The organism is Methylogaea oryzae (genome assembly GCF_019669985.1).
GTDB classification, from domain to species: Bacteria; Pseudomonadota; Gammaproteobacteria; order Methylococcales; family Methylococcaceae; genus Methylogaea; species Methylogaea oryzae.
Genome location: NZ_AP019782.1, coordinates 3,353,389 through 3,366,841, shown reverse-complemented (window position 1 = coordinate 3,366,841; position 13,453 = coordinate 3,353,389). Strand labels below are relative to the sequence as shown.

The window sequence follows — 13,453 nt, the reverse complement described above, 5'->3', positions numbered from 1 at the left end:
GCTATGCGCCGTCCCTCGAGGCGAGGGAAGGAAACTCCACGACAACTTTCAATCCGCCCCATTCCGACGTTTGCAGATCGATGTCGGCGCCGTGGAGCCTTGTGATGCGCTCCACGATGGATAGGCCCAGGCCGCTGCCGGGCTGCTGATGGGCGGTCTCCAGGTGGCGGTAGAAACGCTGGAACACCTGTTCCCGCGCTTGTTCCGGGATGCCCGGTCCGCTGTCTTCCACCGTCAGCCGCACCCGTTGCGGCGCGTCTTCCGTTGCGATTGATACCCGCCCGCCTTTCGGCGTGTAGCGAATGGCGTTGTCCAGCAGATTGCGGACCAGCACCTCGAGCATTTGCTGGTGGCCTTTGATGCGGCATCGGCTTTGCAGTCGGTTGTCGAGCCGAATATTTTTATCTAACGCGGCGTTTTCGAGCTGGGCCACGGTGAACGCCGCCGCATCGTTGATATCCACAGGCTGCGGCGTGAGCCGTCCCGTTTCCGGGTCTAGGCGGGCCAGGGTGAGCAACTGGCCCACCAAATGGTCCATGCGATGGACGCCGTGCTTGATTTGATGCAGCGCTTTGTTGCGCACTTCGTCGTCCGTGGCCCGTATGGCCACGTCGGCTTGGGTTTTGATGCCGGCCAGGGGCGTGCGGAGTTCGTGCGCGGCGTCGGCGGTAAAGCGGCGCTCGTGGTCGAACACCAGAGCCAGGCGTTCCAGCAGGCTATTGAAGGCGTCGGCCAGGGGTTTCACCTCGTGCGGCACGTGATCGACGTGCAGCGGCGTGAGCAGGTTGTCTTCCCGCCGTTCCACCTCGTCCACCAAGTCCGCCAAGGGGCGTAGCACGCGGCCGATCACCAGCCAGATGAGCATCGCCAGCAGCGGAATGCCCACCAGGAACTGCCAAAACTGGTCGCGGGTGATGTCGTCGGTGATTTTTTCGCGCATGTCGGCGCTTTGGCCGATGTGCACGGTGAAACGGCCGGCTTCGTCGCTCAGCGTGTAGACGTGCCAGGTTTGGCCGTTGACTTGGGCCAGGCTGTAGCCGCTGCTGGTGTCGGCAAGCGGTTCCAGGGGTGCGTCGGCGGTGCGCAGCAGCAGCCGCTGGTGGCCCTGCCACAATTGGCGTGCCAGTTTTTTTTCGTATTTATGTTCGAGTTCGACCGCCTCGGCGCTCAGCACGATGTGTTCGGCTTCGGCCGAGTCCAGCGTGTCGGGGTTGAGTCCGCCGTTGGCCAAGGCCAGCAGAAAGTGCGCGGATTGGGCCATTTCCGCGTCGAACAGTTCGGCGAGTTCATTGCGCGCGTCGCGGTAGCTGATGGCCCCCGTCACCGCCCAGATCAGCGTGGCGGTGGGCAGCAGGGTGGCCAGCAGGACGCGGCGCAGGGAGTAGTTCACGGCTGTTCTTGCGGCGTGTCGATGATGTAGCCGACGCCGCGCAAGGTGCGGATCAGGTTGGTGTCCAGTTTTTTGCGCAGGTGATGCACGTGCACTTCGATGGCGTTGCTTTCGATCTCCGCGTTCCACGGGTAGAGCGCTTCCTCGATGCGGGCGCGGGAGACGGCGCGGCCGCGATTGTCCAGCAGGAACTTGAGCAGCTCGTATTCCCGCAAGGACAGTTCCACTTCGCGGCCTTTGTTGAAGACTTTGTGGGCCGCGGGGTCCAGTTCCACGTCGCCGTGGATCACGGTCGGGGTGCTGCGGCCCTGGCCCCGGCGCAGCAGGGCGCGCAGGCGGGCGCAGAGCTCGTCCAGCTCGAACGGCTTTTGCAGGTAGTCGTCGGCGCCGCTGTCCAGTCCCTCGACGCGGTCGGTTACGGTGTCTCGGGCGGTGAGGATCAATACCGGCGTGGCTATTTGGGAGCGCCGCATGTCGCGCAACACATCCAGGCCCGATTTGCCGGGCAAGTTGAGGTCCAACACCGCCAGTTCATAGGTATGAGTCTGCAAGGCCAGGCTCGCGGCGGGGCCGTCGCTGACCCAATCCACGGCGTAGCCTTCTTGGCTGAGGGCGGTTTTCAGCCCGTCTCCCAGCAATTGATCGTCTTCCACCAATAAAAGGCGCATGGATGTCTTACCTCAAGGTGAGTCGGTTGGACGTGGGGGTTGTAACAGTAAAAAGGTTTTGGGTTCTTCCGTGCCGTCCGGCATGGCCGCCAACCGTTCCTGCCGCCAGGCCGCCGGGAGTTCCGCGACTCGGCCGTTGTCGACGATGACCAGCGTTGGCCGGCGGGCGCGGGCCAGAGTTTCGCTCAGCTCTTCCAGGCTGTCTACCCTCGTCACCTGGCGCTGTAGGTAAAAAATGCAGGCCATGGGGCTATCCCCCAGGCTTACGATTTGCGTGTCGGCATCCAGGTGAGGGGCGACAGCGGTGAGGGCCTGTCTGACATCGAACCGTTCCGGCCCCCACAGCGCGGGCGAGTCGCCGAGCAAGGCCAGCATGGCGGCCAGGGCCAGGGAAGACCCCGCCAATCCACTCCACCCGTTTTCCGGCCGACGCAGGCGCACGATCAACGCCGCCAGCCAGGCAACTGCCACCGCTAGCGCGGCAAGCAGCGCCGGCCAGTTTCCTTCATCGCAGCAGCCGGGGCGGAAGAACAGGAACACGCTGGTTGCGGCTACCAACAGCCACAAGCCGGTAACGGCATTCGCCAACCAGCGGCGCCGGCCGGCGTCGTCGGCCAGTTTCACCAGCGCTTCGGCCAAGGGGAGGCATAAGGCCGGCAGCAGGGGCAGCATATAAAACCAGCGGCGCTGCGATCCGAAGCCTAATATCACGGCGGATACCGCGATCAGCGTCAGTAGCCACAGGCTTTCGCGGCTCAGCAGCCGTTGCCGCCAGGCCAGCCCCAAGGCGAGGGGCAACAGCAGCGACCAGGGCAGCAGCAATTGCAGGATGCGGATGAAATGATAAGGGTTGAGTATCTGGCGCCAATCCAGCTTAAGCAAGGCGCCGCCCAGTTGGCTATGGGACAGGGTGTCGGCGCCGATGTGCCGGCGCAACCACCACCACCAGGGGGCGGCGATGGCGGCGGCCAACAGGATGCCGGTCAGAGGCCGCAGCAGCCGGCCGATGGCTCGCCAGGATTGGCGTTCGCGCCAATGCAGGAAACCGACGCTGCCGGCCAGCAGCATGGCCGGCACGTGTGGGCCCTTGGCCAGCGTGGCCAGGGCGAAGGCCAGCCACATGGCATAGGCGGCAGCTGCGCTGTTTTGGTTTCGTTGTTGGCGATGCCTGGCCTCGGCCAGGGCGGTGTAACCCGCCATGCAGCACAACGCATACAGCATTTCCGGCCGGGCGTCGTGGCTGTAACTGAAAAAGCCCAGGCTGGAAACCAACAGCAACGCGCCCAGCAGGCTCACCCGCCGGTCGCTGTACAAGCGCCGGCCGAGGGCGAGCGTCAACACGGCCAGGCCGGTGGCGGCAAGGACCGACACGGCGCGGGCGTGCCAATCCTCGATCGGCTGTTGGCCGGCCAGCCAAGCCATGGCGCCGGTCAGCCAGTAGTTGAGCGGCGGCTTGTTCAACCGCAACTGGCCGTTGAAATGGGGGATCAGCCAATCCCCCCGCTCCTGCATCTCCCTGGCGGTTTCCGCCACGTACACTTCGTGGCCGTTGAGCGGAAGTTGCGAGGTGCCGGCGGCGGCCACCCACAAGGCGATCAGCGCGATCGCGAGGTAGGCGTGGCGCGCCAAGAGGCCGGCTAGGTTGCCGCTAGGTTTCGGAGGGATGGGCACGGTAGCTTTTCCGGTTCCGCCAATCGGACCCGCCGTGCTAACCGAGATAACCGTCGTCGTGCAGGTAGTCGGCCAGTTTGGCGCTTACCTGTCTGAGGCGCTGGCTGAGCAGGCTGGCCATGTGGCCGTATAGCTTGAGGGCCAGGCGAGGCGTGTCGTTCACCAGGCGCTGGAATTCGTCTTTGGACATGATCAGCAGCACCGCGTCCGTCGCGGCCACGGCGGTGGCCGAGCGGGGTTGGCCGTCGATGAGGGCCATTTCTCCCAGCGTCATGCCGGCGCTGACGTGGGCGATGAGCTGGTCCCTCTGGGCCGAGTCCTTCTTCAGAACGTTGACCTTGCCCTCGATGAGCAGGCAAAGGTACAGCTCCCGCGCTCCCTCCTGGAGAATCACCGTCCCTTCGGAAATTTTGTAGGCGGCTAAGTAGGAGGCGAGGTTCTGCAGCTCCCGAAAGCTGAACACGCTGGCCCAGCGGGTCTTGTCCAGCATCGCGGCGCGTTCGTTGATGCTGGTGCCTAGCGGTTGGGCCGAACTCAGGAGGTGATAGGCGGTGTTCATGGTGCGTGAGTGTCCAGTATTAAGGCGGAGGTCGGCCGCATCGGTTCGGGGCGATTCTAGCAGCAATGCCGCGGCGGCTTTGAGAACTTGTTAGCCCAATGCCACCAGCACTTCTCCCTTGCCCATGGCCGCCATATCGCCGGCATAACGGCGCACCCGCTTGAGGCTGCCGGCCAGGCCGCCGAAGCAGCTGTCGGTTCCTTGGAAGCTTTTCAGCAGCAGCGGCAAAAAGCCCAGGGTATGGCTGCCGCAGTCGTTGAACGTGGGCGGCAGGGTCGCCGGCGCCTTCAGCAGCAGCAGGGTGCCGCGGTTCATGGCGTAGCCCAGGTGGTCGCCCACGGCTCCCGCCACGGCGATGGTGCCGGCGGTCATGCGCGATCCCAGGTAGGCGCCGCTGTTGCCCTCGATGAGGATGGCGCCGCGCCGCATGTGGTCGCCGACCCGGTCGGCGGCGTTGCCTTTCACCACCACGATGCCGCCGGCCATGCCTTTCTTGTTGCCGGGCAGGGCCGCGCCGAGGAAGTCGCCGGCGTTGCCGCGGATGAGAATTTCGCCTTTCTTCATTTCGCAGGCGGCGTAGGCGCCGACGTTGCCGGACACTTCGATATTGCCGCCCTTCAACTGCAAGCCCAGATAGGCGCCGGCATCGCCGTCCACTTTGATGCTGCCGGAAGTCATGCCTTTGCCGATGTAGTCCAGCTTGGCGCAGGACTTGGCGAAGCGGACTTGGCCGGCGTCGTCGCCTTCGATGGCGAAGACTTCATCGGCGCGCAGCGTGCGGTTGCCGCACTGCAGCGCCAAGGCCGCGATATCGGCGGCGGATTTTCCCGCCAGATTGTCCGGCGTCAGCGGCGCCACGTCCACGCGCTGCTGCGGTGCGATCTTGAGGGTGAAAGTCAGGGCGCTCATGCCATGATCTCCTGCAAATGAAAGAGGAACGGCCCCAGCTTGCCGCCGTAGTTGCCGGCGCTGATGCGGCGAATGCCGTTGGCGGCGCCCAGGCTGCAGGCCGCTTCGATGCCGACGCGCATGGCTTTGTCGATGTCCTCCTTGGTGAGGCCGTCAATGACGATTTCCATCACCGACTCGATTTCCGGCGACAGCTCGGACTTCGTTTGGCCTTTCAGCGTCGGGCAGAACGCGTCGTTGGTGGAGGCCGACAGCGCTTTGTATTTGGAGCCTACCTTGGAGCCGGAACGCACCACGCCGCCGGGGAAGGGCATGATGACGTTGGGCACTTTCCTCATGGCCTCGATGGCCACTTCGCAGGCCGCCAGGGCCTGGGGTTGGGATTCGGCCAGGATCAGGAAATTGCCGCCGCCCACGGCCGGCACCATGCCGGTGGTGGCTTCGGTGAGGAATTCGCCGTCCATTACCGGCACGCGCCAATAACGCTTGCCGTTGATACGCTTGGCGATCTGGAAGCCGTCGCCGAAAAAGCGCAGGTTCTTGCCCAGGGGAATCTGGTCGCCTTCCTCGATGCCGGCGAACAGGGCCGAGGTGGGCGAGGTGAGCACGCACTGGCCGGCGCGGGTTTCCAGCTGCTTGGCCAAGCCCTTGCCGCCCATGGCGAAAATCATGGCGGAGACGCCGGGACGGCCGTCCGGGGTTTCCGACGGGTCCAGCTCCCGCTCGATGCCGGCCTCGCAGCCGCAGGCGATCACCGAGGTGGCGAAGCCGGTCATGGCCTGGGCCGAAATGTGCGCCCACTTATGGTTCTGCGCGGTAATGATGACCCGCGTCGCCTTCATGGGGAAGGCTTCGGCGAAGGTCGCGTCGATAGTCACGCCGTTGATGATCATGCGCGGTCCCCTTTCTGGCACGGATGGACGAGGATCTTGCTGCGGCCGTCGTCCTCAATTTCGTTGTCGCGGATGATGAAGTTGTCCAGCTTCATGGTGTGGTAGCGGTCGAAATAGGGTTTCAGCTCGCTTTCGATCTTGGCTCGGTCGAATTCCGGCTTCACCGTGTGCAGATTGCCCCATACGACTTTGACGATTTCGCCGTTTTTCACCACCAGTTCGCCGTCCTTGAACACGTAGTCGGGCTTTTCGAACATTTTTTCCTTGTCTTCCTGTTCCGTGTAGACGGTGATGTCCGCCGCCGCGTCCATGCCCAGGTGGCCGCGATCCTTCAAGCCCAGCAACTGGGCGGCGCCGGCGCGGGTCATGATGGCGATTTCGTACAGGGAGTATTCCCGGTCGATGCAGCCCAGGGTGCTCAGCTTGGCGGCGTCCGGATTGATCTGCGCCAGCATGTCGTTGCGGAACGACTTGTTCATCAACAGCTTGATGAGGTGCGGGTAGGCATAGAACGGCGCGCCGTTGGGGTGGTCGGTGGTGAGGAAGATGCGCCAGGGATCTTCCACCAGCAGGAACGTTTCCAAACCAATCGCCCATTGCAGGGCGTTGACGAAGTTCTGGTCCTTGTATTTGAACGGCACCACGCCGCAGCCGGCGTCGCACTCGATGTCCATGCACACCCATTTGTTGGGATGGGCCATGCCGCTGTTGCGGTGCTGGGCCATGCTGTCGCCCGACGCCGTGACAGTCTGGCCGAACAGCACCTGGCCCACGTCCACGGTGATGTTCTTGTTCTTGTTGATGGCTTCGGCGATCTGCGCCGCGCCGGAGGAGAACTTGCGGTCGCCTTCCGTGCCGTAGCTGTGGAACTGGATGTGGGTGAGGTGCATGGGTAGCCCCTCGATGCCGCTGATAGTGTTCAGCGTGGTGTCCATATTGCCCGGCACGCCCAGGTTGCAGCCGTGCACGTGTAAGGGGTGCGGCACGCCCAGTTCGTGCACCGCGCGGGCCAGGGTTTGCAGGATTTGCCGCGGGGTGACGCCGTAGTGGCTGTTCTGCTCGTCCAGGTCCAGGTTGCGCTGGTTGAACTTGAAGGCGCTGATGCCGCCCGGATTCACCACCTTGATGCCGATGGCCTGCGCCGAGTGGATGGTCCAGGCCACGTAGTTGTTGATTTCCGCCTGGGATTTGCCGTCGCGCATCATGCGCAGCAGGAAGTCGTCCGAGCCCAGCATGGCGTAGCCGCCCACGTCCAGCAGCGGCACGTCGGCCATTTCGTGGTGGGCTTGGCGGGCGTTGATGGGCAGCACCGCCGGCTCGAAGCCGGCCGTGTAGCCCATTTCCGCATAGCGGTAGCCGGTGGTCAGCGTCGACGGCACGGCATGGCCGCAGCCGCCGTGCATCAGGCCTTCCCGCGGGGCGGGGTCCTTGCGGTGGTCTTCCGGCAAGAGGTTGCGGGCGATGGTCACTTTGCCGCCGCCGATGTGGGTGTGCATGTCGATGGCGCCGGCCATGACCACTTTGCCGGTCAGGTCGTATTCCTGGTCGGGCTTGTCGCTGCTGGGCGGCACGATGCGGCCGTCGCGGATGAAGATGTTGCGTACCTGGCCGTTGACGCCGTGGGCCGGGTCGTAGACGGTGCCGCCGGTGAGTTTGATCAGCATGTCTCAATCTCTCTCTTATAAAGCCGCTTCGATGGCTTTCAGAACATCGCTGGCGCTGGGCAGGCCGGCGTCGCGCAGTTTGTACAGGGGCATGGCCACCACGTTGTCGCAGCGGTACATATGGCCGCCATGGTCAATGCCGGGGCAGCCCACCGGGATGAACACGTCCGGCTCTTTGCCGAATTGCATGCCGCTGCGGCCGATCGCCACGGTGGGGATGGCGGAAGCCGGCGGCGGCGTGAGGGCGATGCTGTTGACCCACACCAGCAGGTCCGCTTCGCCGTTGCCCAACAGCTGCGCGCTGGAGTAATGGTAGGCGTCGTGTTCCGGGTAGCCGCGCAAATAGCCGACGCGGGTGGGATAGCCGGAAATCCAGCTGGCCACCTGGCCGGCGGTGCGGTCGCCGTCCTGGCCGCCCACCGGCAGGGCGGCGGCGCGCACGGTTTTATTCAGGGTGACGACGAATTGGCAGACCTGCTGGATAGCCAGTTCCGCGTGGGGAAAGTTCAACTGGCCAGCGGCCCAGGTGACCACGCTGTAGGAGGCTTGCCGCATGCGTTCCACCAGGGCTTGCAACTCCGCCACCGGTATGCCGCCGACGGTTTCGGCCTGCAGGCGGTTGCCGCGGGCCAGGGCGGCCAGGGCGGCGGCCACGTCGGGCAGGGCCTCGGGCGGGCAGGGGATGACTTTCGGTTCGCGGCCGTCGGGCGAAACCGCCGCCTTGCCGGCTGGAGCCGGGCCGATGAAGACGATTTCCCGTTTTTTCGTGTCCTGGCCGAACAGGGTTTCCGGCGTCCAGATGAAGCGCTCGAAGAAACGCGGGAAGTTGGCCTCGATGTCGCTGCCGAAGCACACCAGCACTTCCACGCGGTTTTTCAGCTCGCCCAGAGTGGTGGCCAGCCAGCCGGAATCCTGCAGCACGGCCAGGTTGCGCATGCCGCCTTCGGCGCGCATCTGGTCGAACACGCCGCGCGATTTGTCGATCAAGGACATGGCCGCGCGGGTGCCGTTGACGTCGGTGCCGAAACCGCTGAACAAGGGCAGTTTGGCGTCCTTCAGCAGCGCCGCCGCCTTGGCGACCGCGTCCTCCAGGCTGGCGGGCTGGCCGCCGATGCGAGGGGACTTGTCGGTGACGGCGGCCTCGAAGCCGGAGATGGTGACGGCGTCGCCGTTTTCCAGCACCTTTAAACGGTCGCCTTGCACCTCAATTTTCAAATCGTCCGAGGCGATGCCGCAAAACGGGCTCGGTACGTTTTCGTAAACCTTGTTCGCGCTGTCGCTCATGCCAGTCCTCGGAACGCTTGCTGGGGGGATGTGTCTTGGCCGGCGGACCAGCCGCTGCGGCGCCAATCAGCCAATTGTAAGGCCAATCCGCCCGGGCTTGAAACCTTGAATGTCGCGGCGGACGGGGCGGTTGCGTTGGATGGGCGGGCCAATGGGGCTACAATGCCCGCCGTTGCCGCCGCCGGGCGGATTTTTTATTTGCCGGGAAGCCATGGCCAGCGATATTTCACTCCGTCACAGCGATCTCCCACGACGCGTGGTCGTCACCGCGCCGGCGCGGCTGCACATGGGGTTTATCGACCTGGACGGCTCGCTCGGCCGGCGTTTCGGCAGCGTCGGCGCGCCGTTGAACGAAATCGCCACGGTGGTGGCGGTCCAGCCGGCGGAGTCCTTGCAGGCGCAAGGGCCGGATTGCGAGCGGGCCGCGCTGTATGCGGAGCAGCTCTGCGCCGCTTTGCGGGTTCCCAGCCGCTTTCGCCTCGTCGTGGAGCAGGCGGTTCCCGGCCACGCCGGGCTGGGTTCGGGCACGCAGTTGGCGCTGGCGGTGGCCGCGGCGGTGGACGGCTTGTACGGCCTGGGGTTGAGCGTGGCCGACATGGTGCGCCTCACCGGCCGCGGCGCCCGTTCCGGCATCGGCATCGCGGCTTTCCAGCAGGGCGGCTTCATTGTCGACGGCGGGCGCGGGGCGGACACGCTGATTCCGCCGGTGATCGCGCGGTTGCCCATGCCGGCCGACTGGCGTTTTATTTTGGCTTTCGACGAAAGCGGCGTGGGCTTGCACGGCGCTTCCGAGAAAGCGGCTTTCAAAGCGCTGCCTCCCTTTCCCTCGACCGCCTCGGCGCATTTGTGCCATTTGTTGATGATGCGCGGTCTGCCCGCCCTGGTGGAAAACGATATAACGGCCTTCGGTTCGGTCATCGCCGAGTTGCAGCGCACCGTCGGCGACCATTTCGCGCCGGCCCAGGGCGGACGCTACACCAGCCCGGCGGTGGCCGAGGTCATGGCCTGGCTGGAGTCCCAAGGCGCCGTGGGCATGGGACAGAGCTCCTGGGGGCCGACCGGTTTCTGCTTGGCGGATGGTCCCGGTCCGGCGCGCGCCCTGCTGGAAGGGGCGCAACAGCGTTTTGCCGGCCGGCCCGGGCTGCGGCTGATGCTGGCCTCCTGCCGCAATCGCGGAGCGGAGGTGGTGGTCGACCGCTGCGTTGGGACCGACGCGCTGGCGGTTTGAGTCGGGCGCGATTGCGCTCACTGCGGCGAATTTGCCGATCCGGTCGGATTTTGCCGTTTCCTTTTTCCCGATAGCCGCGGGATTGGCTACCCTCATTACTATGGCGGGCGTGGAAAACGCCGTTTTCCCAAGCCCGCGCGCGCCGTGCGTGGAGGCGCGGCCTGGGCCGCCGGCCCTAAGCCGTCGATGGCGGAGAGGGCGGCGGCCGTCTTCTCCGATTCCGGGTTGAAAAAGCGCCCGGGACGGCCTTTTCGACCGCTTGCATAGAGGCGCCGCCGTGTGCCGTGACCGCCGCGATGAATTCGCGGCGTCGTGAACGTCCGGGAGATTTCCGTCATGCCTTTGCCCAAACTCGACAATCCCGCCGGCGATTTCTGGGGCGGACTGGCCGCGATGCTGGTGGCGCTGCCTTCGGCCGTGGCTTTCGGCGTGACCATCTATACCCCCTTGGGTGCGTCCCACGCCGCCCAAGGCGCATTGGGCGGCATCCTTGGCGTGATGGCTTTGGGCTTGGTGGCGCCGGCCCTGGGCGGCACCAACCGGCTCATAAGTGCCCCCTGCGCGCCGGCGGCCGCGGTGTTGTCGGCGTTTATCCTGGAGTTCTTGAACGGCGGCGGCGGCTTGGAGCCGGCGCTGCTTCTGCTGTCGATGCTGGGGCTGTTGGCCGGTCTGTTGCAGATTGCGTTCGGTCTGGTGCGTTTGGGACGCTTGATCGAATACATGCCTTATCCGGTGGTGAGCGGCTATTTGTCCGGGGTGGGCCTCTACATCATCGGAGGCCAGGTACCCAAGTTTCTCGGCGTGCCGAAAGACATGCATTTCTGGCAGGCGCTCGCCACGCCGGCGGCTTGGCAGTGGCAGGGCATGGCCGTGGGCGCCGCCACTATCGTCGTGATGCTCGGCGCGCCGCGCCTGACCAAGCGCGTTCCGGCCGCCATTTTAGGGCTGCTGGCGGGGGTGATCACGTATTTCGGCTTGGCCCAGGCCGATCCGGCGCTGCTGTCTCTGGCCGGCAACGCCCTGGTGGTGGGGCCTTTGAGCGGCGGCAGCGGCGGCGGCTTTACCGAGGCCATCGCCGGCCGGTGGCAGGCTATGGGCGGGTTGGGGCTGGAGCCGCTCAAGCAAATCGCGGTGCCGGCCCTTACCTTGGCCGTGCTGTTGTCCATCGACACGCTGAAAACCTGCGTGGTGCTGGACGCCCTGACCCGCTCGCGCCACAACTCCAACCGCGAACTGATCGGCCAAGGCCTGGGCAACATCGCTTCGGCGCTGATCGGCGGCATTCCCGGTTCCGGCACCATGGGGGCGACCCTGGTCAATATTTCCAGCGGGGCGGCCAGTCGCCTGTCCGGCGTGGTCGAAGGCGTGTTGGCGCTGCTGGCCTTCTTGGCGCTGGGGTCGTTGATCGCTTGGGTGCCGGTGGCGGCGCTGGCGGCGATTTTGATGGTCATCGGCGTGCGCATGATCGACAAGCACAGCTTCCACTTCCTTAAACAGCGTTCCACGGTGCTGGATTTCGCCGTCATCGCCGCCGTGGTGGGCACCGCGTTGACGGTGAGCTTGATCGCCGCGTCCGGCGTCGGCATTGTGTTGGCGGTGCTGTTGTTCATCCGCGAGCAGATCGGCGGCGCCGTGGTGCGGCGCAAGACTTTCGGCCACCAGATGTTTTCCAAGCGCGTGCGCACCCAGGAGGAGATGCAAATCCTCACCGAGCGCGGCGACCAGGCGGCCATCCTGGAGTTGCAGGGCAGCCTGTTTTTCGGCACGGCCAACCAGCTCTACGTCGCCCTGGAGCCGGAGCTCAAAAGCCGCGCCTACGTCATTTTGGACATGCGCCGCGTGCAAACCGTGGACGTCACCGCCGCCCATATGCTGGAACAAGTGGAAGACATGTTGGCCGAGCGAGGCGGGTACCTGATTTTCAGCCAAATTCCCAGTCATCTGCCCAGCGGCAAGGACATCCAGCAATATTTCGACCAGGTCGGCTTGGTGCGTCCGGAAAGCTCGGTGCGCGTGTTCGGGGAGCTGGACGAGGCGCTGGAGTGGGTGGAAGACCGTATCATCGCCGAGGCGGCTTTGAATTTATCGGAAGAGACGCCCCTGTCGTTGCGGGACATCGAGTTGTTTCAGGGGCGCAAGGAGGAAACCTTGGCCGACTTGGAGCGCTGCATGGCGCAGCGTTCATACAAGGCCGGCGAGCGGGTGTTCGCGCGGGGCGACGCCGGCGACGAAATATACCTGATCCGGCGCGGCGCGGTACGCATTCTGCTGCCCATCGACGACAAGCAAAGCCATCATTTGGGGACCTTCGGCCGCGGCGCGTTTTTCGGCGAAATGGCTTTTCTCGACGGGGACCCGCGTTCCGCCGATGCCGTCGCATTCAGCGACGTGGAGTGTTACGTGCTGTCGCGCCAAACGTTCGACGCGTTCGCCGACGGCCATAAGCGCGCCGCGCTGGCGTTGATGGAAGGCCTCGCCAGCGTGTTGTCCAGCCGCTTGCGCTACACCAACGCGGAATTGCGCGTGCTGGAGTCTTGAGCGGGGGCGGCCTTCGCGCCCGCCGCCGTTTCCCGTTAGAATCGGGCGATTGCCGCCATGGAGGTAGAACCATGTCCCGCCCCGCCGAGCGCACCGCCACTTACGAAGACTTATGCCAGGTGCCGGATCATCTGCTGGCGCAGATCATCCACGGCCAGTTGATTACCCTGCCCAGGCCAGCTCCCAAACACGCGCGGGCTTCGTCCATGGTCGGCGGCAAACTGGTGCCCGCATACGACGAAGGTCGTGGCGGCCCCGGCGGCTGGTGGATACTGGACGAACCTGAACTGCACCTGGGCTTGCACGTCCTGGTGCCCGACCTGGCCGGCTGGCGGCGGGAACGGCTGCCGGCCTTGCCGGACACGTCTTATTTCGACCTGGCGCCCGATTGGGTGTGTGAGGTGCTTTCCCCCTCCACTGCCCGCATGGATCGCGCCGACAAACTGCCCATCTATGCCGCCCATGGTGTCGGCCACGCCTGGCTCATCGACCCGGATGCGCAAACCCTGGAAGTGTTTGCCCTGGTCGACGGGCGCTGGCGGTTGGAATGCGTTCACCAGAAAGACGACGAAGTCCGCGCGCCGCCGTTCGAGGCGCTGGGGTTTGGCTTGGGGGCGCTGTGGGGGTGAGCCGCTGGTTCGACACGGCG

General features: G+C 65.1%; 11 protein-coding genes. 3 read left to right on the top strand and 8 right to left on the bottom strand.

The features are described 5' to 3' along the window. Window position 1: 1 nt before the first annotated feature. The 8 genes from K5607_RS14830 to K5607_RS14795 form a co-directional block, all read right to left on the bottom strand. Complete coding sequence (locus K5607_RS14830; protein WP_221047473.1) at window positions 2-1,390, bottom strand: ATP-binding protein; 1,389 nt, start codon at window positions 1,388-1,390, stop codon at window positions 2-4. Further along, window positions 1,387-2,058: a response regulator gene (locus tag K5607_RS14825; RefSeq protein ID WP_054773700.1), complete on the bottom strand. Its 672-nt coding sequence runs from the start codon at window positions 2,056-2,058 to the stop codon at window positions 1,387-1,389. Before K5607_RS14825 ends, K5607_RS14830 begins: the two co-directional genes overlap by 4 nt. Before the next feature lie 12 nt (window positions 2,059-2,070). Then, a complete protein-coding gene (locus K5607_RS14820; protein ID WP_156302488.1) occupies window positions 2,071-3,729 on the bottom strand; it encodes an ArnT family glycosyltransferase in 1,659 nt (552 codons plus the stop codon). 37 nt (window positions 3,730-3,766) lie between these two features. Beyond that, window positions 3,767-4,288 (bottom strand): Crp/Fnr family transcriptional regulator, encoded by a 522-nt coding sequence (locus K5607_RS14815; RefSeq protein WP_054773702.1) that lies wholly within the window; start codon window positions 4,286-4,288, stop codon window positions 3,767-3,769. 90 nt (window positions 4,289-4,378) lie between these two features. Next, the gene (locus K5607_RS14810; RefSeq protein ID WP_221047472.1) at window positions 4,379-5,197 is read right to left on the bottom strand and encodes a formylmethanofuran dehydrogenase subunit C; all 819 of its coding nucleotides are present in this window, start codon (window positions 5,195-5,197) and stop codon (window positions 4,379-4,381) included. Beyond that, complete coding sequence (gene fhcD, locus K5607_RS14805) at window positions 5,194-6,090, bottom strand: formylmethanofuran--tetrahydromethanopterin N-formyltransferase (protein WP_221047471.1); 897 nt, start codon at window positions 6,088-6,090, stop codon at window positions 5,194-5,196. Before fhcD ends, K5607_RS14810 begins: the two co-directional genes overlap by 4 nt. Further along, complete coding sequence (locus tag K5607_RS14800) at window positions 6,087-7,754, bottom strand: formylmethanofuran dehydrogenase subunit A (protein WP_221047470.1); 1,668 nt, start codon at window positions 7,752-7,754, stop codon at window positions 6,087-6,089. The genes fhcD and K5607_RS14800 overlap by 4 nt, the downstream gene beginning before the upstream one ends. Before the next feature lie 15 nt (window positions 7,755-7,769). Next, window positions 7,770-9,038: a formylmethanofuran dehydrogenase subunit B gene (locus tag K5607_RS14795; protein WP_221047469.1), complete on the bottom strand. Its 1,269-nt coding sequence runs from the start codon at window positions 9,036-9,038 to the stop codon at window positions 7,770-7,772. 151 nt (window positions 9,039-9,189) lie between these two features. Here K5607_RS14795 and K5607_RS14790 point away from each other — a divergent pair, with 151 nt between their 5' ends. The 3 genes from K5607_RS14790 to K5607_RS14780 all read left to right on the top strand — a co-directional run bounded on the left by K5607_RS14790 (window position 9,190) and on the right by K5607_RS14780 (window position 13,433). Beyond that, window positions 9,190-10,266, top strand: coding sequence for a beta-ribofuranosylaminobenzene 5'-phosphate synthase family protein (locus K5607_RS14790; RefSeq protein ID WP_246598881.1), 1,077 nt, complete (start codon window positions 9,190-9,192; stop codon window positions 10,264-10,266). Between the two features lie 336 nt (window positions 10,267-10,602). Then, window positions 10,603-12,804: an SLC26A/SulP transporter family protein gene (locus K5607_RS14785; RefSeq protein WP_221047468.1), complete on the top strand. Its 2,202-nt coding sequence runs from the start codon at window positions 10,603-10,605 to the stop codon at window positions 12,802-12,804. 71 nt (window positions 12,805-12,875) lie between these two features. Further along, a complete protein-coding gene (locus tag K5607_RS14780) occupies window positions 12,876-13,433 on the top strand; it encodes a Uma2 family endonuclease (RefSeq protein WP_221047467.1) in 558 nt (185 codons plus the stop codon). Window positions 13,434-13,453: the final 20 nt, after the last annotated feature.

What these genes read in the sequence shown, in the direction of transcription:
- K5607_RS14825 (WP_054773700.1), bottom strand. Translation starts at nt 2,058, where the DNA reads ATGCGCCTTTTATTGGTGGAAGACGATCAATTGCTGGGAGACGGGCTG.
- fhcD (WP_221047471.1), bottom strand. Translation starts at nt 6,090, where the DNA reads ATGATCATCAACGGCGTGACTATCGACGCGACCTTCGCCGAAGCCTTC.
- K5607_RS14785 (WP_221047468.1), top strand. Translation starts at nt 10,603, where the DNA reads ATGCCTTTGCCCAAACTCGACAATCCCGCCGGCGATTTCTGGGGCGGA.
- K5607_RS14815 (WP_054773702.1), bottom strand. Translation starts at nt 4,288, where the DNA reads ATGAACACCGCCTATCACCTCCTGAGTTCGGCCCAACCGCTAGGCACC.
- K5607_RS14780 (WP_221047467.1), top strand. Translation starts at nt 12,876, where the DNA reads ATGTCCCGCCCCGCCGAGCGCACCGCCACTTACGAAGACTTATGCCAG.
- K5607_RS14790 (WP_246598881.1), top strand. Translation starts at nt 9,190, where the DNA reads ATGGGGCTACAATGCCCGCCGTTGCCGCCGCCGGGCGGATTTTTTATT.
- K5607_RS14810 (WP_221047472.1), bottom strand. Translation starts at nt 5,197, where the DNA reads ATGAGCGCCCTGACTTTCACCCTCAAGATCGCACCGCAGCAGCGCGTG.
- K5607_RS14800 (WP_221047470.1), bottom strand. Translation starts at nt 7,754, where the DNA reads ATGCTGATCAAACTCACCGGCGGCACCGTCTACGACCCGGCCCACGGC.
- K5607_RS14795 (WP_221047469.1), bottom strand. Translation starts at nt 9,038, where the DNA reads ATGAGCGACAGCGCGAACAAGGTTTACGAAAACGTACCGAGCCCGTTT.